Annotated in this window: 24 protein-coding genes and 1 tRNA gene; 23 read left to right on the forward strand and 2 right to left on the reverse strand. The window is 48.2% G+C overall.

What is annotated here, in order from left to right; genetic code table 11:
• Positions 1 to 25 precede the first annotated feature (25 nt).
• The 23 genes from KFE80_12040 to KFE80_12150 all read left to right on the forward strand — a co-directional run bounded on the left by KFE80_12040 (position 26) and on the right by KFE80_12150 (position 20,322).
• Positions 26 to 448: a ClpXP protease specificity-enhancing factor gene (locus KFE80_12040; protein ID UTW45085.1), complete on the forward strand. Its 423-nt coding sequence runs from the start codon at positions 26 to 28 to the stop codon at positions 446 to 448.
• A gap of 148 nt (positions 449 to 596) precedes the next feature.
• The gene (locus KFE80_12045; protein ID UTW45086.1) at positions 597 to 1,775 is read left to right on the forward strand and encodes an acetyl-CoA C-acyltransferase; all 1,179 of its coding nucleotides are present in this window, start codon (positions 597 to 599) and stop codon (positions 1,773 to 1,775) included.
• Positions 1,776 to 1,927: 152 nt separating this feature from the next.
• Positions 1,928 to 2,347: a CBS domain-containing protein gene (locus tag KFE80_12050; protein UTW45087.1), complete on the forward strand. Its 420-nt coding sequence runs from the start codon at positions 1,928 to 1,930 to the stop codon at positions 2,345 to 2,347.
• A gap of 15 nt (positions 2,348 to 2,362) precedes the next feature.
• Positions 2,363 to 2,692: a TraR/DksA family transcriptional regulator gene (locus KFE80_12055; GenBank protein ID UTW45088.1), complete on the forward strand. Its 330-nt coding sequence runs from the start codon at positions 2,363 to 2,365 to the stop codon at positions 2,690 to 2,692.
• A 106-nt stretch (positions 2,693 to 2,798) separates the two neighbouring features.
• Positions 2,799 to 3,272, forward strand: a complete 474-nt coding sequence (locus KFE80_12060) for a hypothetical protein (GenBank protein UTW45089.1) — start codon at positions 2,799 to 2,801, stop codon at positions 3,270 to 3,272.
• 102 nt (positions 3,273 to 3,374) lie between these two features.
• The gene (locus KFE80_12065; GenBank protein ID UTW45090.1) at positions 3,375 to 5,615 is read left to right on the forward strand and encodes a sulfatase-like hydrolase/transferase; all 2,241 of its coding nucleotides are present in this window, start codon (positions 3,375 to 3,377) and stop codon (positions 5,613 to 5,615) included.
• A gap of 121 nt (positions 5,616 to 5,736) precedes the next feature.
• Positions 5,737 to 6,753: an XdhC family protein gene (locus KFE80_12070; protein UTW45091.1), complete on the forward strand. Its 1,017-nt coding sequence runs from the start codon at positions 5,737 to 5,739 to the stop codon at positions 6,751 to 6,753.
• Positions 6,750 to 7,337: a nucleotidyltransferase family protein gene (locus KFE80_12075; GenBank protein UTW45092.1), complete on the forward strand. Its 588-nt coding sequence runs from the start codon at positions 6,750 to 6,752 to the stop codon at positions 7,335 to 7,337. Before KFE80_12070 ends, KFE80_12075 begins: the two co-directional genes overlap by 4 nt.
• A gap of 22 nt (positions 7,338 to 7,359) precedes the next feature.
• A complete protein-coding gene (locus tag KFE80_12080; GenBank protein ID UTW45093.1) occupies positions 7,360 to 7,827 on the forward strand; it encodes a (2Fe-2S)-binding protein in 468 nt (155 codons plus the stop codon).
• The gene (locus KFE80_12085) at positions 7,824 to 10,088 is read left to right on the forward strand and encodes a xanthine dehydrogenase family protein molybdopterin-binding subunit (protein UTW45094.1); all 2,265 of its coding nucleotides are present in this window, start codon (positions 7,824 to 7,826) and stop codon (positions 10,086 to 10,088) included. The genes KFE80_12080 and KFE80_12085 overlap by 4 nt, the downstream gene beginning before the upstream one ends.
• 258 nt (positions 10,089 to 10,346) lie before the next feature.
• The gene (gene zigA, locus KFE80_12090) at positions 10,347 to 11,537 is read left to right on the forward strand and encodes a zinc metallochaperone GTPase ZigA (protein ID UTW46721.1); all 1,191 of its coding nucleotides are present in this window, start codon (positions 10,347 to 10,349) and stop codon (positions 11,535 to 11,537) included.
• A gap of 94 nt (positions 11,538 to 11,631) precedes the next feature.
• The gene (locus tag KFE80_12095; GenBank protein UTW45095.1) at positions 11,632 to 12,969 is read left to right on the forward strand and encodes a dihydroorotase; all 1,338 of its coding nucleotides are present in this window, start codon (positions 11,632 to 11,634) and stop codon (positions 12,967 to 12,969) included.
• A gap of 35 nt (positions 12,970 to 13,004) precedes the next feature.
• Complete coding sequence (locus KFE80_12100; protein ID UTW46722.1) at positions 13,005 to 13,916, forward strand: GTP cyclohydrolase I FolE2; 912 nt, start codon at positions 13,005 to 13,007, stop codon at positions 13,914 to 13,916.
• Positions 13,913 to 14,344, forward strand: coding sequence for a TraR/DksA C4-type zinc finger protein (locus tag KFE80_12105; protein UTW45096.1), 432 nt, complete (start codon positions 13,913 to 13,915; stop codon positions 14,342 to 14,344). The genes KFE80_12100 and KFE80_12105 overlap by 4 nt, the downstream gene beginning before the upstream one ends.
• A 98-nt stretch (positions 14,345 to 14,442) precedes the next feature.
• Positions 14,443 to 14,652: a hypothetical protein gene (locus KFE80_12110; GenBank protein UTW45097.1), complete on the forward strand. Its 210-nt coding sequence runs from the start codon at positions 14,443 to 14,445 to the stop codon at positions 14,650 to 14,652.
• A gap of 363 nt (positions 14,653 to 15,015) precedes the next feature.
• Positions 15,016 to 15,489, forward strand: a complete 474-nt coding sequence (locus KFE80_12115) for a DUF2846 domain-containing protein (GenBank protein ID UTW45098.1) — start codon at positions 15,016 to 15,018, stop codon at positions 15,487 to 15,489.
• 308 nt (positions 15,490 to 15,797) lie between these two features.
• A complete protein-coding gene (locus KFE80_12120; protein ID UTW45099.1) occupies positions 15,798 to 16,415 on the forward strand; it encodes a hypothetical protein in 618 nt (205 codons plus the stop codon).
• 221 nt (positions 16,416 to 16,636) lie between these two features.
• Positions 16,637 to 17,254: a hypothetical protein gene (locus KFE80_12125; protein ID UTW45100.1), complete on the forward strand. Its 618-nt coding sequence runs from the start codon at positions 16,637 to 16,639 to the stop codon at positions 17,252 to 17,254.
• Entirely contained in the window at positions 17,251 to 17,817 is a 567-nt protein-coding gene (locus KFE80_12130; protein ID UTW45101.1) for a hypothetical protein, read from the forward strand. The genes KFE80_12125 and KFE80_12130 overlap by 4 nt, the downstream gene beginning before the upstream one ends.
• A 42-nt stretch (positions 17,818 to 17,859) precedes the next feature.
• Entirely contained in the window at positions 17,860 to 19,221 is a 1,362-nt protein-coding gene (locus tag KFE80_12135; protein ID UTW45102.1) for a hypothetical protein, read from the forward strand.
• 21 nt (positions 19,222 to 19,242) lie between these two features.
• The gene (locus KFE80_12140; protein UTW45103.1) at positions 19,243 to 19,407 is read left to right on the forward strand and encodes a carbon storage regulator; all 165 of its coding nucleotides are present in this window, start codon (positions 19,243 to 19,245) and stop codon (positions 19,405 to 19,407) included.
• Complete coding sequence (locus KFE80_12145; GenBank protein ID UTW45104.1) at positions 19,397 to 19,897, forward strand: hypothetical protein; 501 nt, start codon at positions 19,397 to 19,399, stop codon at positions 19,895 to 19,897. Before KFE80_12140 ends, KFE80_12145 begins: the two co-directional genes overlap by 11 nt.
• Positions 19,894 to 20,322 carry a hypothetical protein gene (locus KFE80_12150; GenBank protein ID UTW45105.1) on the forward strand — a complete coding sequence of 143 codons (429 nt, stop codon included), beginning with the start codon at positions 19,894 to 19,896 and terminating at the stop codon, positions 20,320 to 20,322. Before KFE80_12145 ends, KFE80_12150 begins: the two co-directional genes overlap by 4 nt.
• A gap of 314 nt (positions 20,323 to 20,636) precedes the next feature.
• Here KFE80_12150 and KFE80_12155 read toward each other — a convergent pair whose 3' ends face one another.
• A complete protein-coding gene (locus KFE80_12155; GenBank protein ID UTW45106.1) occupies positions 20,637 to 21,017 on the reverse strand; it encodes a hypothetical protein in 381 nt (126 codons plus the stop codon).
• A gap of 272 nt (positions 21,018 to 21,289) precedes the next feature.
• Positions 21,290 to 21,376, reverse strand: a tRNA-Leu gene (locus KFE80_12160).
• Positions 21,377 to 21,478: the final 102 nt, after the last annotated feature.

A 21,478-nucleotide genomic window follows, 5' to 3' on the forward strand; every position in this document is an offset into this window, starting at 1 on the left:
CCGTTACCGGGGAAAGGAATAAGCGATGTCCATGACCTCCAACCGGCCCTACCTTATCAGGGCCTTTTACGACTGGATCGTAGACAACGATTGCACGCCCTATGTGGTGGTGGATGCCTATTTTGATGGCGTTGAAGTGCCTCAGCAGCACGTAAACGATGGTCAAATCGTGCTTAACTTGTCTCCCAGGGCCATCGCTGGCTTTTCCCTGGAAAACCAACAAATTCAATTCAGTACTCGCTTTGGTGGCGTACCCACGGACATTCGTTTGCCGGTAGAGTCCATCCTGGGCATCTACGCCCGAGAAAATGGTCAGGGTATGGTTTTCCAGCGCGAAGAGCCTGCGGTAGCGTTGGCGCCGGTTCAGGGTGGTGCTGGGGACGATGATGACACCCCGCCGCCAGCTGGCCCCGGTGGGTCCCGGCCCACTTTGCGAGTGGTTAAGTAGCTTGCCGGCAAGCCTGTAAACACTTCCTGACATCCATTCTAAAACCCTTTGCCAGTGGTTCGGCTGCTGGCACCAAGAATTCCTTCCTGGCACGTTTTATACTCAGGCCTGTCAATAAATACAGCAATGCATTGTTGAGGTGATGGCTATGAGTGACCCGATTGTAATCGTTGGTATGGCACGTACGCCCATGGGTGGATTCCAGGGGGATTTTAGTGCGGTTTCTGCTACTGAATTGGGGGCGACAGCCATTCGCGCAGCCCTGGAACGCTCTGGCTTGCAACCCGATCAGGTGGATGAAGTGCTGATGGGCTGTGTGTTGCCCGCTGGACTTGGGCAAGCACCTGCACGTCAGGCGGCAATGGCTGCTGGTTTGCCCAAACAAGTGCCATGCAGCACCGTGAATAAAGTCTGTGGTTCCGGCATGAAGACGGTAATGATGGCGGCCTCTGAGCTGCAATCGGGCAACGCCGAGGTGATTGTGGCCGGGGGCATGGAAAGCATGACCAACGCTCCTTATATGCTGCCCAAAGCTCGCGGTGGCCAGCGTTTGGGGCATGGCGAACTGCTGGATCACATGTTTTACGACGGCCTGCAGGATGCCTATGCCGGTGGTTTGATGGGCGCTTTTGGTGAATCCTGCGCCGATAAATACCAATTTACCCGCCAGCAGCAAGACGACTATGCCATTGAGTCTTTGCGCCGTGCCAATGCAGCCATTGAGGCCGGGCATTTCAATAACGAAATTGCCCCGGTGACGGTGAAAACTCGCAAAGGCGATCGGGTGGTGGATACGGATGAGCAGCCGGGTAAGGCCCGGCCAGACAAGATCCCCGCGTTGAAGCCGGCGTTCAAAAAAGACGGCACCATCACCCCGGCCAATGCCAGCTCGATTTCCGATGGTGCTGCCGCCTTGGTGCTGATACGTCAGAGCGAAGCACTGGAACGCGGCCTTAAACCCATCGCCGCTATTCGTGGCAGTAGCCAGTATGCCCAGGAGCCGGAATGGTTTACCACGGCTCCGGTGGGGGCGATGCAGAAACTGCTGAGCAATTTGGATTGGTCAGTAGACGATGTTGACCTGTTTGAAGTGAATGAAGCATTTGCGGTAGTCAGTATGGCGGCCATGCAAGAGCTGAATATTCCTCACCACAAAGTCAATATTCACGGTGGTGCCACTGCCCTGGGCCACCCTCTGGGTGCCAGTGGTGCACGCATCATTGTTACTTTGCTGGGCGCACTGCAAACCCATGGTAAAAGCAAAGGGGTTGCCTCGTTGTGCATAGGCGGGGGAGAGGCCACTGCCATCGCCATTGAGCGGCTGTAACCGCTTCTATTGGCTGTTTTATTTTTTAAGCCTCGCCTATTCAGGTGGGGCTTTTTTGTGGCCGGAAAACAGGCTTATCAATTGACAGAAATCATCTGGGGCATTCGAGGCTGGTGCTAGTCTGAGATCAGCTAATTAACCGGAGACTCCCGATGAGAAAAAATGATCCGATCGCTCATATTATGGCGACTGAGGTGGCTACTGTTCAGCAGGGCCAACCACTGAGTGATGTGTACTGCCTTATAGGCAACCACAACATTCACCACGTGCCGGTTTTGGATGGCAAAAAGCTGGTGGGCCTGGTGAGTTTTACCGACATTATGAAACTCAACCTGGCTCTGGAAGGAGTTGATGCTCACACCTTGCAGGCGGTGATTGACCAACAGTTCACCCTCGAAGGCGTGATGTCCACCAACTTGGCCACCATTACTACTGGACAGACCGTGCGCGATGCGGCAGAGGTCTTGGGCAGTGGTGAATTCCACTCCCTGCCAATTGTGAACGAAGCTGGTGAATTGGCTGGCATTGTTACCAGCACCGACTTGATTCGCTATCTGAGCGACCAGTATTAAAAGGGGAGGTGACTTGTGGACTCGCACACCAGCAAACAACTTCAACAGCAACTGATTGCCGAGCAGGAACGTCTACAGGAGCTGGTTGAGCGCACCGCCAAGCATTTGTATCGTCGGGAGGAGCCCTACAGCGCGGACTTTGCAGAACAGGCCGTTGAAGTCAGCAATAACGAAGTGGTGGAGCATCTGGATCAGGACGCCAAACTGGAACTGGCGCAAATTCGCCGTGCGCTGGCCAAGTTTGCGGATGGCAGCTATGGGTTTTGTGAATCCTGTGAGCAAGCCATTAACCAACAGCGGCTCAAAGTGATTCCGTACACACCGTATTGCATTGACTGCGCTTGATGGCACTCTGTCGCCCCGGTGCAACACCGGGGCGTTGTGCTTCCTGTGATTGGGTTTTGAGGGGCATCGCGTTATATTAACTGCCCCCCAAGCCTCAGGAGGAGGCATGATTGCGCAGATAGACAGCTGGATTGACCAGCTTAATACTCATCATCGGGAGCAGCGCAGGCCCTGTTCCAGTTTGGTCAATCACCTGAGTGGCTACTTTCCGAGCCACTTTCTCGCGACGTCGTATTTTGTCGTTGTTGATGTTGTGCCAAAACCCAATTTTTCTGAGCTGCGGAAAATGCCGGGTCTGGATCAATTTCTCGATATGAAAGACGACGCCATCACCTATAAAGATACCTACTACATTGCCCGCAGCTGCGAAAGCAATATGCCATTACACGTGCATGAATTGGTGCATGTGGCCCAGTGGCGTCAACTGGGTGAACGTCAATTTGTACAGCGCTATATCGACGAGTTAGGCACCTACGGTTACAAGGACGCACCGTTGGAGGTAATGGCCTACTACCTGCAAGGGTGTTTTGAAAAACGCCAACCTGTCGAAGTACTGCAGTACCTAGCCGTGCATCTGTAAGCGCCGAATTTACGTAAAATTTACGCACTCTTACACCAGCAATACCCAAACTTTCACAGGCCACTTCTAGACTGAAGCCAACTCCTAAACAGTGGCTTCACGATGAAATGGCGTCTATTTTCCCTTGTATTTTCGGTATCCGTACTCTTTGGTTGTGGCGGTGGTGGCGATTCCAGCAGCAGTTCTGTTGGAACTGGCACTGATGGTTTTGTCGGTGTTGAACCTGAGCCAGCGCCGGAACCTCCCAGCGTTGGTAATTCGGAACAACCGAATATCCTGTTGATTATTGCTGATGACCAGGGCCTGGATTCTTCTGCCCAGTACGACTTGAGCCTGGATTTGCCAGATACACCAACCCTGAACTCACTGGCCGAATCTGGCCTGGTGTTTGAAAATGTCTGGGCGACCCCCGCCTGTACCACTACCCGCAGCAGCATTATCACTGGTAAATACGGGGTGAACACCGGTGTGACGGCGGTTGGCGATCGGCTGCCCAGCGATGCCATTACCCTGCAGTCCTATTTGGCCAACGACGCCGCCACGGCAAATTACCAGTCTGCGATTATTGGCAAATGGCATCTGGATGGCGGCAATGCGGACCCGGACCACCCCAACGAAATGGGCGTGCCTTATTACGCGGGTTTGCTGTCAGGGGCGTTGAGCGATTACAACCAATGGAGTCTGACCATAAACGGCCAGACCAGCACCTCCACCAACTACAACACCACCGAGCTGACCGACCAGGCCATCAGCTGGGTGCAAGATCAAAACGCCCCGTGGTTTTTATGGTTGGCATACGTTGCCCCCCACTCACCATTCCACCTGCCCCCGGAAGCCTTGCACAGTCGTAACCTGTCTGGGACGGAAACAGACATCGCCAATAATCCCAGGGATTACTACCTGGCGGCGATTGAGGCCATGGATTCAGAGATCGGCCGGCTGTTGAGTTCCATGAGCCAGGAACAACGAGACAACACCATTGTGCTCTACATTGGTGATAACGGCAGCCCGGCGCGAGTGACCGATCCGCTGGTCTTTAACGATTCCAAAGGCAGTTTGACCGAAGGGGGATTGCGGGTACCCATGATTGTTTCCGGGGCTGGAGTCACCCGGCAGAACCAGCGGGAACAGGCGCTGGTCAGCAGCGTGGATTTTTTCGCCACCATTACCGAACTGGCGGGCAGCAGTACCACGGCTATTCACAATAGCGTCAGCTTTGCCGGTTTACTGAGTGATCCCAATAGTAATGCCAAAGATTATATTTACGCCGACTTCGACAGCGACCAGATTTCCGGTTGGGCCATTCGCAACCAGCGTTACAAATTGGTGGAATACACTGATGGCAGTCAAGAATTGTACGATCTGCAAGACAACCCGGACGAAACCATCAACCTGCTTACCAGCGGGTTGGATGTAAGCGCTATTTTGACTGAGCTGGATGACCAGGCATCGCTTATTCGTCAGGGTACGAATAGCGGGGGAGGCACACCACCCAGCAGCGACCCAGTGGATATTACCGGTGTTATTCTCACTAACCTGAGCGCCAATTGCGCGGATTACGTGAACAACTACCAATCGTCAGCGCGGGACGTGAACAACGATGCACTGTTCAGTGGCGCGCTGAGCATCAGCGTTAACGGTGATAAGTGTGTGCTGGAATCCAATGGCATTCCCAACCATGACTTTAACGATGGCACCCGTAGTTTTGCCAACGACGTGTCCGAGCAAAGCCAATATTTTGAAATTACCGCCAACCCGCAATTTGCCGCGCAGGCAACGCCCATCGCTATTGGTACAGACAACGGCTTGATGCTTAACGGCGTCAAAATTGACTTGTTGGCTGCGGCTTGTTTTGAGGTGGGTGACGAACGCACTGGTTGCAACAATATGGATCAGCCCTGGCGTTTCGACCCATTGTTTGAAAGCAGTGCCTTCGCTATGGACAGCCACAATGCTCATGCCCAACCGGACGGTAGCTACCACTATCACGGCACACCCAATGCCTTGTTTCACGCCGACAGCAATATCGAGTCACCAGTAGTGGGTTTTGCCGCCGATGGATTCCCCATCTTCGGCACCTGGTTTGAGGATGGCAGTAACGTACGTCAGGCTACATCCAGCTATCGCCTGAAAACTGGCGCCCGCCCCAGTGATGCAGGCAATCCCGGTGGGGTTTACGACGGTACCTTTCGGGATGATTACGAGTACGTGGAGGGTTTGGGCGATCTGGATGAGTGCAACGGCATGACCGTAAATGGGGTGTATGGGTATTACATCACCGACGGGTTTCCCTACATGATGGCTTGCCTGAAAGGCGCGATAGACCCGTCTTTTGTTCGATAACTGGCGGATAGTCGCCCAATCGCTTTATAACCACTACACTGTGCAAATTCTGAGTGCTCGCCGGCAACCGTGTTGATGGCGGATAGCACAATAGATACGCGCAAGTGACTGTGGGCCTGTGATGGCAAATCGCCTCAACCAGATACTGACGATATGGAGCGAGTCTAAAGACTCACTGCAATGGGTGCTGGCCACCATTGTTGCCACCGATGGCTCCTCTTACCGCAAAGCCGGCGCCATGATGTTGATTAACAGCCTGGGCAAATATCATGGCTTACTCAGCGGTGGCTGTCTGGAGTCAGACATTATGCGCCAGGCCCGGCGCTGCTGGGAGACGGGTTATAGCCGCATTATTGAATACGATATGCGCGAAGAAACCGATGTTTCGTGGCAATTGGGCATCGGTTGTGGGGGCATGGTACGCATTCTGTTACAGCCGGTCAGTGCGGACAATAATTACCTGGAGTTGATGGAATTACAGCGCCATTCGCAACAGCGCCAGCCTTGTATTTACCGGCAAAAAATCTTTCAAGGTTTTCCTGAAAGCGCAGTGTTACAGCCCGTGGACGCTCCTCAGTTGGCAAACCGCAAGGTGCTGCTGGATGCAGACAGCAGTATGCTGTATCAACAAGTGCGGCCAACGCCTCACCTGGCGGTCTTTGGCGGCGGGGTGGATGCAACCCCGGTCGTCGAACTGGCGGCCACGTTGGGTTGGCATATTTCCCTGTTTGACCCCCGTGCCGGCTATGCACGGGCCGCCTATTTCCCCGGTGCCCAGCAAGTTATCCACCAATCTTATTTGGAGTTGTCAGGCCACGGTGCCGTGGCCGATATTGACGCCGCTGTGGTGATGCACCACAACGTTGAACTGGACGCCCAGGCTATCCAACTGCTGCAGCAATCCCCGGTGAAATACCTGGGGCTACTGGGCCCGGCACATCGTACTGAGCGAGTATTGCAAGCGGCAGGCTTGAGCAAAAATGACCTCAAACTGCCTTTGGCTAATCCCGTCGGTTTACGCCTGGGAGGTGAATTGCCGGAATCCATAGCCCTGGCGATGGTGGCCGAAATTCACGCGGTACTGGAAGGCACAGATGGTTTGTCCATCAGTGGTCTGTTATCACAGGGGGGCGAGTGAAGTTACGCGCCTTGCTGATGGCTGCCGGCCGTGGCTCGCGATTTGGTGGCCTCAAGCAATTGGCTGAGGTAAGTGGCCAGCCTATGGTTACTCGCAGCCTGGCGGTGTATCAACAAGTCTTAGGCAATCAGGTGAGCCTGGTACTGGGCTGCCAGGCTGCTACTGTCGCGCAGAGCCTGGCAGACACGGTGGCAGTGATTCACGCCAAACGGTGGCAGCAGGGATTAGGTGCTAGTATTGGTGATGCGATCAAACAATTACCGGCAGATACCAGTCATGTGCTGATTGGCTTGGCGGATCAGGTGGCCATACAGACCGGTGATTTGAAGCGCCTTATGGATGCATCCCAGCAGCACCCAGACAAAATGATCGCGGCGTTTTATCAGGGCCAAGTCGGTGCGCCTGTGATTTTTCCACGTCGTTATTTCGCCGACCTAAAACAACTGAACGAAGACAAAGGCGCAAAATCGATTTTGCAGCAGCACAGCCAAAACCTGATCGCCGTAGAGCTGTCAAACGCCAGTATTGATATCGATACCTCGGAACAACTGAACAGCTGTGCAAACTCAAAAAATTCGAACTGATAACCCTCAGAGGCAAGCAACGATGGTGACATTTACCGTGAATAGCAAACCTGTCGAACTGGATGCCGACCCCAATATGCCGCTGCTGTGGGCACTGCGGGATTTACTGCACATGACCGGCACCAAATTCGGTTGCGGCATTGCCCAATGTGGTGCCTGCACGGTGCATATGGATGGCCAACCTATTCGCTCCTGTGTGATGCCACTGTCGGCGGTAGCGGGCAAAGCGATTACTACCATTGAAGGGCTGGCCACTGATGTTGGTCTACACCCGGTTCAGCAAGCCTGGAAAGAACACAATGTGCCTCAGTGTGGTTACTGCCAATCCGGGCAGATGATGAGTGCGGCGGCGCTATTGGCATCGAATCCCAATCCGGATGATGACGCCATTAATAACTTCATGCAGGGCAATATCTGCCGTTGCGGCACCTACCCCCGGATTAAAGCGGCCATTAAGTCCGCGGCCAAAAATGTGGGAGCTGAGTCATGAGTAGTGCATCCACAAAAAACAGAGCTGTTACCAGCTTGAGCCGGCGCGACTTCCTCAAAAAAACCGGGTTGGCGGGGGGCGGTTTGTTATTGGGGGCCTCGATCCCATTGTCGGCAACACTGCCATTACCGGTGTGGGCCGGAGATCACGGCGATGAACATGTGCTCAACCTGTTTGTGCGTATTGGCAGTGATGACAAAGTCCATATTGTCTGCCATCGCAGCGAAATGGGGCAGGGTATTCGCACTGGCACCACGCAAATTGTGGCCGAGGAACTGTGCGCCGATTGGGCGAAAGTGGAAGTGGTGCAAGGGCTTGCTGACGAAGCCTATGGCAGCCAAAACACCGACGGTTCCCGCTCTATTCGCCGCTTCTATACGACCTTGAGAGAAATGGGGGCTACCGCTCGTACGCTGTTGGAGCAAGCTGCAGCCCAAGTGTGGAAAGTAGAGCCGGCAAAAGTCTACGCCAAAAATAATGCGGTACACCTGAAAGGCAGTAACAAGTCCCTGTCCTTTGGTGAGTTGGCGGAACGGGCGGCCAGTCTACCCACCCCAGCTAAAGACCAACTGACGTTTAAATCCCCGGGCAATTTTGAGCTGATCGGCAAGTCGGTACCGATTGTGGATATGGACGCCATGCTCACGGGCGACACTACTTACGGCCAGGACATGCACCTGGACGGCATGTTGTACGCCAGTATCGAGCGCTCCCCGGTGGTGGGTGCAACGGTAAAAGGTTTTGATCGCAAGGCAGCTCTGGCGGTGGCCAATGTTAAGCAGGTTATCGAAATGCCCAAACAGCCAAAGCCGGTGGCTTTTCATCCATTAAATGGTGTGGCGGTATTGGCCGACAACACCTGGGCGGCGCTACAGGGGCGTCAGGCGCTTAACGTTCAGTGGCAGTTGGGAGCGAATAAAAACCACAGCTCGGCGGGTTTTAACAAACAGCTGGGCGAAAAGATGGTGACCAAAGGCCGGGTGATTCGCGCCAAGGGTGATGCTTACAGCGCGCTGGATAATGCCAGCCGTAAAGTAGAAGCCAGCTATCGCGTTCCTTATCTGGTGCATGCTCCCATGGAGCCGCCTGCGGCCACTGCTCGTGTGCAAGACGGCCGCTGCGAGGTTTGGGCCTGTACCCAAACGCCTCAAAGTACCCAACAGAATGTGGCTGCCGCTCTGGGCCTCGATAAATCCCAGGTCAAAGTCAATGTCACCTTGCTTGGGGGTGGTTTTGGTCGCAAATCCAAACCGGATTTTTCCGTAGAAGCGGCTCTGCTGGCAAAACAAACCGGTAAGCCGGTGAAAGTGGTGTGGAGCAGGGAGGATGATATTCGCCAAGGCTATTACCACGCCATCAGCACCCAGCATTACGTGGCGGGTTTAGACTCGGACGGTGGTATTTCCGGCTGGGTGCAACGCACCGCGTTTCCGAGTATCGGTTCTACGTTTAGCGACGGGGTAGACGATGCCCAGGGCTGGGAACTGGATCAGAGTTTTGCCGATATGCCGTTTGCGCTGGAAGACTTTTCCTGTGAAAACCACAAAGCCAGTGCCCACATCCGCATTGGCTGGCTGCGCTCGGTGTGCAATATCCAGCACGGTTTTGCTCAGGGTTCGTTTGTGGATGAACTGGCCCAGGCCGCCGGTAAATCCACCCACGCTATGTGGCACCAGTTAATCGGTAGTGATCGTCTGGTGGATCTGGGCTACCAATACAGCAACTACGGAGATCCACTGGATACCTACCCGGTAGACAGTAAACGCCTGAAAGCGGTGCTCGATCTGGTGGTGGAAAAATCCGCTGCCAATACCAAAACCGCAGCTGGGGAGGGTTGGGGCATCAGCGTACAACGCAGCTTTGTGGCTTACGTGGCGGTAGCCACCAAGGTGAAGGTGGATGGCAATAAAGTCACCGTATTGGAATCCCACGCCGCCATGGATGCCGGTACCGTGGTCAATCCAGACCGGGTTCATGCACAGCTGGAAGGGTCGATTATTTTTGGCCTGTCCCTGGCCTTAATGGGAGAAATCGAAGTCAAGGATGGCGCTGTCGTGCAATCCAACTTCCACGATTACCCGGTGCTGCGCATCCATCAAAACCCGGAGATTAAGACCTATATTGTGGACTCCGCGGCGCCGCCCTCCGGTGTCGGTGAGCCGGGTGTTCCCCCTGTGGCGGCCAGCCTGACCAATGCCATCTTTCACGCCTGCGGCAAGCGGGTTCGTGATTTGCCTGTAAACAAACGATTTGATGTTTGAACCCATGATGAGAAAGCAGCTCGGTAAGTGGCCTTGCCGAGCTGTAACGCACTGATTAAAAAATAAAATTTTCCTGAGTCCGTCGCGGGCAACTCTGCCAATCCGTAAACATACCTGCTTTATTCACTGCCCTGTGTGAGCGAGTCTTCGCAAGGCTGGCCACAATTTGGGGGAGATTTATTCTTGATATAAATGATATGATACATCGTATCATTTTTGATGATTTCGAGAGTAACTACACCTATGCAACTCAATACCATTGAAAAACTTCCGGTAACGGTACTGTCCGGCTTTTTGGGTGCGGGCAAAACCACGGTGCTCAGCCACATCCTGAATAATCGAGAAGGCAAGAGAGTCGCTGTGATCGTCAACGATATGAGTGAAATTAATATTGACTCTGCCATAGTGCAGAGTGAGGTTTCGCTAAACCGCAGTGAAGAAAAGCTGGTTGAAATGAGCAACGGTTGTATCTGCTGCACGCTTCGAGAAGATCTTCTGGAAGAAGTTACCCATCTCGCAAAAGCCAAGCGTTTTGATTACCTGGTTATTGAATCCACAGGTATTTCCGAGCCCCTGCCGGTGGCGGAAACCTTTACTTTTGCTGACGAAGAGGGCGCTTCACTATCTGACGTGGCCGACCTGGATACCATGGTGACCGTGGTCGATGCCGTCAATTTTCTCAAGGATTATGACGAGGCGAAATACCTACAGGAGGCCGGTGAGTCTCTTGGTGAAGAGGATGAACGCAGTGTTGCCGACTTGCTGGTCGATCAAGTGGAGTTTGCCGACGTTATTTTAATCAGCAAAACTGATTTAGCGACGGCTGCTGATGTTGAGCGCCTGACAGCCATCCTCAAAACCCTGAACACTCACGCCAGGATAGTGCCCATTGCTCAAGGGCAAGTAAACATCGATGAAGTGTTAAGCACCGGTTTGTTCGACTTCGAACGGGCACAGCAAGCCCCCGGTTGGCTCAAGGAAATGCGAGGTGAGCATGTTCCCGAAACCGAGGAATATGGCATCGGCAGTTTTAGCTATCTTGCTCGACGGCCTTTCCATCCGGAAAAATTTCACAACTTTCTGCACAGCACCGACAAGTACGGCAAATTGATTCGCTCCAAAGGTTACTTTTGGCTGGCATCAAGACCTGAATACGCCGGTCAGTGGAGTCAGGCAGGCGGCATTGCTCGTTATGGTTTTGCGGGGATGTTTTGGAAAGCGGTGCCTCAACAAAACTGGCCGACGGATGAAGAATATCTAGCGGCTATTGAAAAACAATGGGTAGAGCCTTTTGGGGATATGCGCCAAGAGCTCGTATTTATCGGTCAAGGTTTGGACGAAGACAGAATCACCCAAGCGCTCGATCAATGCCTGTTGAGTGAAGAAGAGCTATTGCGAGGCAAGGCTTACTGGAAAACACTGAATGATCCATTTCCTGCATGGCAATAACGGGTGATGTTGTTTTGAGCCACATTTGTATTTTTTGCGATCACGGTAATACCAAGTCCCGCGGTCAAATTTTGGCTTTAGCAGGCAGCCCTCTATGACTGATTCCACGCTTATAAAGAATGCAAAGATTGTCAATGACGGCGAAGTGATTGAAGCGGATTTGGGGATTTGTGATCAACGCATCGCCCGTATCGATAAAGATATCTCTGCCGCCAATTACGATCAGGTAATCGAGGCAGGTGACTTGTACTTGCTGCCAGGTATGATTGATGATCAAGTGCATTTTCGGGAGCCTGGTTTAACCCATAAAGGCACAATTGCCAGCGAATCCCGCGCTGCGGTTGCAGGGGGCATAACCACTTATATGGAAATGCCCAATGTTCAACCAGCAACGACTTCTATTGATGCACTGGAAAAAAAGTTTGAGATTGCTTCAAAAAATTCGATAGCAAACTACTCTTTCTATTTGGGGGCAACAGAGGACAATCTGGATCAAATTAAGTCCCTGAATCCCAGAAAACACTGTGGTGTAAAAGTGTTTATGGGCGCTTCTACCGGTGACTTGCTGGTTGAACACCCTCAGGCTCTGGATGATATATTCCGGGAAAGTCCGGTTCTGATTGTGACCCACTGCGAAAGCACGCCCGTCATTAACCAGAATTTTCAGCGAATACAGGCTCAGGGTCGCTCACTGACCATACTCGATCATCCGGTTATTCGAGATGTCGATGCTTGTTACGCTTCATCGTCTTATGCCGTGAATCTGGCTAAAAAATACCGCAGTCAATTACACGTGCTGCATATCACTACTGAAAAAGAATTGAGTTTATTCGCAAGCGGCGATATCGAGAATAAACACATTACCGCCGAAGCCTGTGTGCACCATTTGTGGTTTTGTGACCAAGATTATCCCCGTTTGGGCAATTTCATAAAATGTAATCCAGCCATTAAATCGGTAACAGATCGCGACGCGCTGATTCAGGCTTTGCACAATAATCAGATCGATATTATCGCTACAGACCACGCACCTCATACGCTGGAAGAAAAACAAACTGATTACCACCGAGCGCCAGCTGGTTTGCCATTGGTGCAACACGCATTATTAAGTTTACTTGACCATGTTAAACATCAGCGTCTGAGCCTGGAGCAAATTGTTGAAAAAACAGCTCACAACCCGGCTAAACGCTATGGTGTGAAAGAACGTGGATTTATTCGTGAAGGCTATTACGCCGACTTGGTGTTGGTTGATACCAATAGAGCCACTCATGTCAGCCACGACAATGTTTATTACCGCTGTGGCTGGACACCTTTTGATGATCATCAGTTTTCGTCGAGCATTCGCGGCACATGGGTAAATGGCCACAAGATGTTTGACGGGCAGCAAGTGACCGATTGCGCGGCTGCTTCAATGCGGCTGGAATTTAATCGATAACTGTTCAAACAACGTAGAGGAGAACACTTTTGTTAATGCAGGCTTTGCCAGATGTGACTTCGGATTTACACGCGGAGACACCCTCAGCTTTACAATGGGTCGGCATGGAAGATATTGCTGTCCCCATTACCGTGGGTTTGGAAGGTAAGGGCCCGCAGACCGTTGTGTCTAGAGCTAATGTATACGTCAGCCTGGATAAGCCTGAGGTGAAAGGTATTCATATGTCGCGGCTGCATTCTGTGATCAATCAGCTTGCAGAGCGTGAATGCAATCAGCTTACCATTCAAAATCTACTGCATGAGATAGTTGACTCGCAAAGCGGCATAGGCCAACACGCTAAAATAGAGCTTTCGTTCGACCTGCTACTGGAAAAGCCGGCTTTATTGAGCGGTGAAAGTGGTTATCAATCTTACCCTGTTACGATCAAATCCGAAAAAAACGCCAAGGGATTTTCTTCAGAGTTTGAGATTGCCATTCCTTACTCCAGTACATGTCCTTGCTCTGCATCCCTTGCACGCCAGCTCACAGCCAACGCGGCCAACTTGAAATTCCCGGATGCAACCATCGACAAAGCGAATTTGATTGGCTGGCTGCAATCCCCTGCGGGCTCGATAGCGACCCCCCATAGTCAGCGCTCCTATGCCTACATTCGTCTGTTTTTGGCCAATAACGATTGGCCTAATTTGTCCTCGCTGATTTTTCAACTGGAAGACGTTATTGGCACACCAGTACAAACCGCGGTAAAGCGTTCAGATGAGCAAGAGTTTGCCAGGCTAAACGCTGAAAACCTAATGTTTTGTGAAGATGCTGCAAGGCGGATTAAGTTCGCGCTTGAGCATATGAGCTTTGTAACTGACTACTGGTTTAAGGTGGAACATCAAGAAAGTTTACACGCCCACAATGCAGTGGTTATTGACCAAAAACACACTGGGAGAGCTACGTCATGAACGCTTCAAGCTCAAAAACCAAAAAGCTAACCGAGGAACAAATTTTAAAGGCACCTAAAGCGGATTACATGAACCCTGGGCAGCTTGAATTTTTTAGGGAGCGATTGCTGGGCTTGCACGATTCTACCTGTGCCCGAATTAAAGACGCAAAAAGTCAAATGGTTAGCCCAATGGATTTCAGCGACCCAAGTGATCGAGCAACCAGCGAAGAGCAATCCGCCATTGCACTGCGCATCGTTGATAGAGAACAAAAGCTGTTGCCGAAAATTCGGCAATCGCTGGAGCGCATTCGACTGGGCGACTACGGGTACTGCATGGAAACCGGCGAGCCCATTGGTATTCCACGCCTTCTAGCCAGGCCAACAGCTGAATATTGTGCAGAAGTAAAGGCGCTAAAAGAAATTAAAGAAAACCACTACAAAGGTTGATGTTGTTTCTATTGATAGTGGTCTGTTCGAAGATGTATGTCTACATCCCAGGTGCAAACTTTGAAAAAGTGAATTTTATTTAACTGAGAGAAACAAAAATGGAAAAAACTTTTATCCCGAATAGCTACGAAGAATGGCGGCATTGTATTACGGTTGAATGTAGACTTGAGTTAACCGAATCTTTTATTTCAGAGCGCATAGCGGCATTGCAAAACCCACGGGATTACTCTACGAAAAAATTTATTCAGCTCTACGGACAACACCATTTACAAAAAGTGCTCGGTTGGTTTGAACAGGCAAAGCACTAAATTGGGTTCGGTTTTAAACAACAGGTGGGTTCTTCGGGCCTTTTAGGTGAAAGGCCTGATGGAGCTTACTTAAAGTGACGGGCGCCACTGCATAGCTTTAAACGTAACCATCACGCAAAAAGAACAAGAGTGTTTAGCTAAGAGTTTAAAATTCCTTTTAAATCAGATAGCTAAAAGGATATAAGAGCAAAGTGGTGCCCAGGAGAGGACTTGTCACTAAGCACCAACTTTTCTAAATATCTTTATATTTCAATAACTTAAAATAATCTCCAAGCTTCATCTTCTCTTATAATCCCAAAAAGAGCAAGTTTTAGACGCAAACTGACCCTTCTCAACATGGTAAGGTATTAGAAGTAGTGCTTAATGGGCACAGAACAAGGAGCTGTTACTCAAATGACCTCACGAATAATAATTATTCTTATTTCCTCGCTAATCTCAGCTTGTGCTTCAGTGCCTTCTGTTCAGTTATCTCCAGCAGAAATTGAGCGACAATTTGCCGTTTCAGAAGGGAAGGCTTTGATCTTTCTTTGTAGGAAAATTGAAGTGAAAGGGTCTGGCCTCATTATCCCTGTATCGCTCAATAATCAGTTTAAAGGCAATATGGGCTACAAGACCTACTTTCGTTGGGAGGTAGAACCGGGTAAACACACTATACAAGCGCACATGGCAAAAGGTGCTGAGATTGATTTAATGGCCACTGAGGGTGAGTCCTACTTTGTGTATTCTGAGACAACCTTTGCATTTATGGGGCAGCCGGGAGCAGAGCTGACACTAATATCAAGGTCAGAAGGTATGGATGCAGTTAGGAGCAGCAAATTTATAGCTGAGAAGCCTTGATGTTCGGTGAGTCAATAAACGGTTTACTCTCCGGCTGTTATGTTTGATTGTCTCGAAAGATATAGTGCGAGAATCCTTGGCCTCAGTATTGGAGCATTTGCTTTCTTTATGAGCGGCTTTGTATTCATTACCAAAAGCATTGGAGGGAGGGGAGCCAGATACTCATTAACAGATAATGAGGCTTTACTTCTTTCGATGGCATTTCTTGCCGTTGTCTTTATTGCCATTAGAGTTACTTAGAAGGTAAAAGAGTAGCCTTAAAAACAATAAAAAACCCTCGGTGCATATCGGTTTCAAGGAGTAGAATTTTGTCAGTGCTCAAAGTAGTTCTAATCGCCTGTATTGTCAGCTTAGTTGCTTGTTCTGGAGAAGATACCAAAGAATACTCTGCTGATGATGCCGAAACCGACTTCAAAAACGATATAAACAACGAAGTTTTGCACTTTATGTATGTGGAAGATGGCTGGGGAGGTGGTGATAAGGGAGTCGGAGTTTTAGAGTACGAGCTTTGTTATAAAGAAAATATAAGTTTTAAAAGGATTGGCCCAGTTGGTGATTATGGTATAAGCCCCAGATTGCAACAGAAAGCTAAGGCTTATGCTAAGGCATACAACTTGATTGCAAAAGAGTATTTTACCTCAAAGGACTTGAATATTTGTCCCTCTGGGGAGGAGTGGGACTCTGCTACTAAATTTGTTAACGAATATCTATTGAGTGAATATGATCAGACTTTGTTTTACCCGATTAATGATGAAGGTAATATTGATATACATAATCTGATACACATCAGCAATATTGAAGGTTCGGATTATAAGGCTATTGCTGCCGAGATCTGTTCAATCTTCAAAGATAATGGGGTCGGTAGATTTTTTGGGATAACTTTTGAAGATGATCTCTTTGCTTGTGAAAACGGGAATCTTCTTTAGGTAGAATCCACATTTCTCTAAATGGCTCTGTAAGCCCGTCTTAGCGACGTTATTTGAAAACCCTAACACTGTATATAAAAACAGTATAAAGTCGCTGAGAGAGGTTCTCAGGAGCTTCTGAGGGTGTTCTCAGATGATGAGCTTAGTGTGATTTGGGAGTTGCAGAAAAAAGAGTGCTATTTGAACTAATAATAAGCGTATTTTAACAGGAAGTGTAGAAAATGAAAAAGCTGTGGTTTTTATCTGTATTTTTAACAGTAGTATTTCTGTCTGGTTGTGTATCAAATCCTTCGCTGAAGGGAGATTATAATTTTGTCTCAGATACCGAAAATGGCTTTCTTATTCTTGGGTTTACTGATGAGATAACAAGGCAAGATTCTCACTGGGGATTTCCTACTCATGCAAATATCACATTCAAGAGTGATAGCGGAAAATCCTTGGTGGTGAGGAAGCACTATAGTCATGAGAAAGACTTTGGAGATGGTGAAAAGCAAAGGGGGCATCTATATGTTCTCCCAATTAAGCCCGGTAAGTGGAAGCTAACAGATTGGGAATTTACTTATGGCGGCTTAGTCACTACTCAATTTTTCGGGAAGATCAGTCAGGAAAGCACTATTGATATTAAGGCTGGTGAGTATGTATTCATTGGTGATGTCGCCATTAAGTATGCTGTAGCTGTCACTTGGCTTAAGTACCCAGACTACGAGGATATGAGCATTGAAGCTACTGATAACTGGGATTCCGTTAAACCTCTATTGACAAGCAAGTATCAATATCTTCCTGTTGATGAGGTTAAGTCTAATGTTATTCAGGTGGCCTTAGAGCCTAAGCCTGAATGATGCATATACAGGCAATGATTCTTTTAAAGTGGCTTATTGTCGGACTGTCTTTGTATTCATTGGCAGCTTGCACGCACAAAGGCTACTCAGATGATGATGGGCCTATAGTTGATGAAGCTATCATCAAAGATATTCGGATGTTTTCTCTTGAACCCAATAAGATTAAGTTCCGTATTGGATTCAGTAAAAAGCCGTCAATCATTTCAAAGATAAAAAGTGTCAATGGAAAGAAGATTGGATCATTAAACCTTAAAACTCTCGTTAAGCCCGGAGAGAATCAGATTATCTATAGCTTTGAGAGGGGTGGCTTTGCTAACTTCCCCGGCTTCAGGCCAACTATTGAAAAAGAAGTATCTCTAAATACTGTAGCTGGCCATGTGTACTTGCCGTATTTTGTTTATGTTGAAGGTGAGGAGGGTGAGGAGGGTGAGGAAGGTGAGTGGTCTATTGACTTGTGGGTTATGGATGAAACAACTGATTCTGTCGTATTTGGTGTGGTTCCTGAATTTGTCCAAAGGAAAATAAATGACTCATCGAAAGGCCAAGTAGAGGCCCCTCAGTAAAAACATATTGGAAATAATGAAATGAAAAGGATATTAGTTCTTATGTCACTACTTACGTTTCTTTTTGGATGTGGAAACAAAGCAAAAGATAATCCCAGCGAGCAAGAAGAATGGCGACAAAAAACACTGAGTTATGTTGAATCAATCAATGCATATATAAAGAAAGGTAATTCCGAAGGCTGGGAAAATACTGGGCCTCAGCCAGAAGATTCTGGCCGTGAACATCTAATAGGTTCGGTTATTGCTGCTATTAGACATGCCAATGATGATGGTGATTTCAGATCTTTAAGAGAATCATGGCCTCTTGCTCACGTTCCCTTTATTCCTATCCTTGAAAAGGAAGGTCAAAGCATTCCTGTTGTTTTCATTCTTGATGATGGGTCGATAGTTGCGCGTATAGGTACGAATTATCAACAGGGGAAAACAATTCATATTCAGGGCGATAAGGCTACTGAAGTGCCAAGCATGGGTTACTTTGGGAGATGCCCAAACAGACGCTACTTTGGTATTTCAGGAGAGAAAGGAATCTCTATTACAGATGGGTGGCAAGGGCCAGAGGTCGCTATGTGTCCATGGCCCAATGGAACAGAGGATATACCCGAAGGTTTTGATGTTAAGGCTTGGAGTGAGCCCCCTAAACCATCACGAATTATCCCTTTTCCTGATGGAAAGAAAGTGTTGATGGTGAGTGAGCAGGGAATCTATGTTCTCACAGAACATAAAGCACATAGATTGCTTCCTACTAAAGAAGATATGAAAGAGCACTTTGAGTGGTCTAAGAAAGAATACCCTGAAGATGACCTGTTCTTAGATTTGTCTATGGAGCATGGGGCTGTTTCTAAAGACGGAAAGCTTATTGCTGTTGGAAGTCAGGGCGACTCACATATGGTTTTTAATAGTCAATATGAATTGATAGGTCGTATTGGTGTGCAGAGTGAATATCCTCACTACGCTGCATTCAGCGAAGATCAAAGCACTATTCTTTTTAACTCATGCCACTTCTATAACGGTATAAGTGTCGGTGTACCTGTTAGTCTGCTTCCCGGTTTAGAGACTGAAGATTACAAAGAAGATGAAAGGACGCCTATTCTTGAAGATGGTGCAAGAGTGTACGCTGCTGCGAGTAAGGGGGATGAGATTGTCATAGGTGATGCTGGTGGCTATATCAAAGCAGTTGGTCTTGATGGTGAGAGAAGGTGGGAGCAGTTTATAGGGTCAAGTGTTGGTGATATTGATATTTCTCCTGATGGAAAGACGTTAGTAGTTTCAACATATGCTGGATTCTTGTCTATCTTCGATCTTGACTCAGATGGGCAAGCACCATATCAAATCGGTGATGGTGGCCATTTTGAAAAAAGAAGGTGGATTTTCTGGAAGAGTGAGAAAAAGCCACTAATTTGGTAATCAATACAAGGAGTGTATCCAATGCTTGTCCTAACCCGTAGAGAAGACCAATCAATCCTGATAGGTGAAGATATTAAAATCACTATAGTTAAATTTGGCTATAAAGATGGTCAGGTTAAGGTATCTATTGAGGCACCTAAAGATGTGCTGATTTTGAGGGAAGGACTTAAAGAGAATGGCGAATAATCCATATGACACACCAGAATCAAATCTCTTTGCGGGAGATAGTAAAAAGATTGGGAAGTCTGGCCTGCTATTTAAAATAGGGTTTTACCTGCTGTTGGCTGCGAGTTTTTGTACGGTATATGCTGTAATTGATTACTCTATGTTTGTATACAATATGGATGATTTTCTTGAATTCAATGACTGGGAAGAGGTTTCTAAAAAAGCAGATAAATTTTTTCTTTCTTTAGTTTATGCATATTTGGCTATATTGCCATCTACTTTCTTGATTATTGCGGGCCTCTTTTCAAAAGGTTCTCCACCAATATCTCAATTCATAATATGCTTGCTTTGTTCATTGTTATTAATAATTCTGGCTTTGTTTTTGTTGGGCTACGCTCCCGGCACCCCAAAGGCTGTGGGGATAGGTATGATTTCTGGGGTGACTTTGTTAGTTGGCTTGTTGGTGAGAAGAAAGCAGTTTAACTCTTATACAAAAGCTATGGAAAGATGACTGATAATCCATACTCTCCACCTCAAGCCAAGACTATTGACTCTAATGGCAAACCTGAAACTATCGCTAAGGTGGGTTTCTGGCTATTGTTAGTGTCATCTCTTCTGGGAGTTCTATGTATTGTTGCAGGGGTGATATTAACCTTTCAGGCGGTTAAAGTTTATGGGGCAGGCCCTAATGGTGAATGGATGATGGCAGGAATAAGAGCCTCATTCTTTCCTAAGTTATGGCTGTTGGCCTTTCAAGTTCCTGCTGTTGTTCTTGTTCTAATGGCGGTCTTCAAGGACAGATACGATGGAAGGTGGTTCTATAGAGGGTGTTTGGTCTTAGCTATATTCATGATGATTACTTTTCCTTTCGGGGCTGTATTCGGGCTGACGCTATTGATTGCGCTGTTGGTAAGGAAGAAGCAGTTTCTTTCATAGAAAAATAAAGGGAAATAATTAATGCCGGAAAGTATATATTCACCACCTCAGTCTGATGTGTCACATGTAGGTGAAGTCAAATCTGGATTGTGTGCAAAGCTCGGTTGTTGGATTCTTCTGCCAGTTTCTCTGTATAGCTTCTTTGCTCTTGTAAGTGGGGTTGTCACAACCTATCAGAAGATTATGTGGTTCGGTATTGGTGATCCAAAATTTTTGGCAAATGGAATATTCCAATCACTCATTCCTACAGCACTTCTTCTAATTATACAAATTCCAGCTCTAATTTTAATCGTAATAGCTATCTATACGAATAATTACGATAGGGTTTGGTTCTTTTGGTGGTGCTTAGTGTCGGGCTTATTTATGTTGATCACATTTCCATTTGGCTCATTATTCGGTTTGGCCTTAGTGGCTTTATTGATGATGAAAAGGAAGCAATTCTTTGGGAATAAACAGCTATGAAGTACACGGATTCTGAAAAATGAATCAAAAAAAGCATTTTCACTGTACTTCCCTTCTTGATTTAGGGTGGCCTCAGAGAATTGATGTCGCAAAGTTTCAAATAACTCTCTCTTCTCCTGAAGTTCAACGTAAGTTGATGGCAGTTCGCTACCAGAGAGTTTGTTGCTTAATGCAGTATAGATAGCCTTGATGAAAAACTGATACTTGCCTTCGTGATCGTTAGCAGTAGCCATCCTAAGCTCTTTTATGATGTTGACAAAGCTGTAGAGTCTTGAAAGCTGTAAATTCACACCCTGTACGCAGGGAGCGCATAAGCACACGCTGCCCAACAATAGCTTGAAGATCAGAAGGTATTTGCCATCTAAAGTGATAGATGCCATTCCTTAGATAGAGGAGTTTTAGACGCAAAATTAGAAGCAACCATCATTTCTAGTGGATGAAAGCGCTTAACTGAGAAATTGAAATACCTTTTAAATCAGAAGGTTAAAAGGCTTTAAGAGAGAAGTGGTGCCCAGGAGAGGACTTGAACCTCCACGCCCGTAAGAGCACTAGCACCTGAAGCTAGCGTGTCTACCAATTTCACCACCTGGGCAGCAGGGAAATCTGCTGGCTGTGCCAGCGAGGGCGCAACTTTACTGATCCTGATTTCCTTTGTCAACGGCCGCACCTGAAAAAAACCAAGGATTGTCACACT

Source organism: bacterium SCSIO 12696 (genome assembly GCA_024397955.1).
In the GTDB taxonomy this organism is placed as follows: Bacteria; Pseudomonadota; Gammaproteobacteria; order Pseudomonadales; family Porticoccaceae; genus SCSIO-12696.

Excerpts from the sequence above, each read along its gene's own strand:
- KFE80_12095 (UTW45095.1), top strand. The coding sequence starts at position 11,632 with ATGACTGATTCCACGCTTATAAAGAATGCAAAGATTGTCAATGACGGC.
- KFE80_12130 (UTW45101.1), top strand. The coding sequence starts at position 17,251 with ATGATGCATATACAGGCAATGATTCTTTTAAAGTGGCTTATTGTCGGA.
- KFE80_12140 (UTW45103.1), top strand. The coding sequence starts at position 19,243 with ATGCTTGTCCTAACCCGTAGAGAAGACCAATCAATCCTGATAGGTGAA.
- KFE80_12155 (UTW45106.1), bottom strand. The coding sequence starts at position 21,017 with ATGGCTACTGCTAACGATCACGAAGGCAAGTATCAGTTTTTCATCAAG.
- KFE80_12125 (UTW45100.1), top strand. The coding sequence starts at position 16,637 with ATGAAAAAGCTGTGGTTTTTATCTGTATTTTTAACAGTAGTATTTCTG.
- KFE80_12110 (UTW45097.1), top strand. The coding sequence starts at position 14,443 with ATGGAAAAAACTTTTATCCCGAATAGCTACGAAGAATGGCGGCATTGT.
- KFE80_12060 (UTW45089.1), top strand. The coding sequence starts at position 2,799 with ATGATTGCGCAGATAGACAGCTGGATTGACCAGCTTAATACTCATCAT.
- KFE80_12065 (UTW45090.1), top strand. The coding sequence starts at position 3,375 with ATGAAATGGCGTCTATTTTCCCTTGTATTTTCGGTATCCGTACTCTTT.
- KFE80_12080 (UTW45093.1), top strand. The coding sequence starts at position 7,360 with ATGGTGACATTTACCGTGAATAGCAAACCTGTCGAACTGGATGCCGAC.
- KFE80_12145 (UTW45104.1), top strand. The coding sequence starts at position 19,397 with ATGGCGAATAATCCATATGACACACCAGAATCAAATCTCTTTGCGGGA.
- KFE80_12115 (UTW45098.1), top strand. The coding sequence starts at position 15,016 with ATGGGCACAGAACAAGGAGCTGTTACTCAAATGACCTCACGAATAATA.
- KFE80_12135 (UTW45102.1), top strand. The coding sequence starts at position 17,860 with ATGTCACTACTTACGTTTCTTTTTGGATGTGGAAACAAAGCAAAAGAT.
- KFE80_12045 (UTW45086.1), top strand. The coding sequence starts at position 597 with ATGAGTGACCCGATTGTAATCGTTGGTATGGCACGTACGCCCATGGGT.
- KFE80_12085 (UTW45094.1), top strand. The coding sequence starts at position 7,824 with ATGAGTAGTGCATCCACAAAAAACAGAGCTGTTACCAGCTTGAGCCGG.
- KFE80_12070 (UTW45091.1), top strand. The coding sequence starts at position 5,737 with ATGGCAAATCGCCTCAACCAGATACTGACGATATGGAGCGAGTCTAAA.
- KFE80_12150 (UTW45105.1), top strand. The coding sequence starts at position 19,894 with ATGACTGATAATCCATACTCTCCACCTCAAGCCAAGACTATTGACTCT.
- KFE80_12105 (UTW45096.1), top strand. The coding sequence starts at position 13,913 with ATGAACGCTTCAAGCTCAAAAACCAAAAAGCTAACCGAGGAACAAATT.
- KFE80_12040 (UTW45085.1), top strand. The coding sequence starts at position 26 with ATGTCCATGACCTCCAACCGGCCCTACCTTATCAGGGCCTTTTACGAC.
- KFE80_12100 (UTW46722.1), top strand. The coding sequence starts at position 13,005 with ATGCAGGCTTTGCCAGATGTGACTTCGGATTTACACGCGGAGACACCC.
- KFE80_12050 (UTW45087.1), top strand. The coding sequence starts at position 1,928 with ATGAGAAAAAATGATCCGATCGCTCATATTATGGCGACTGAGGTGGCT.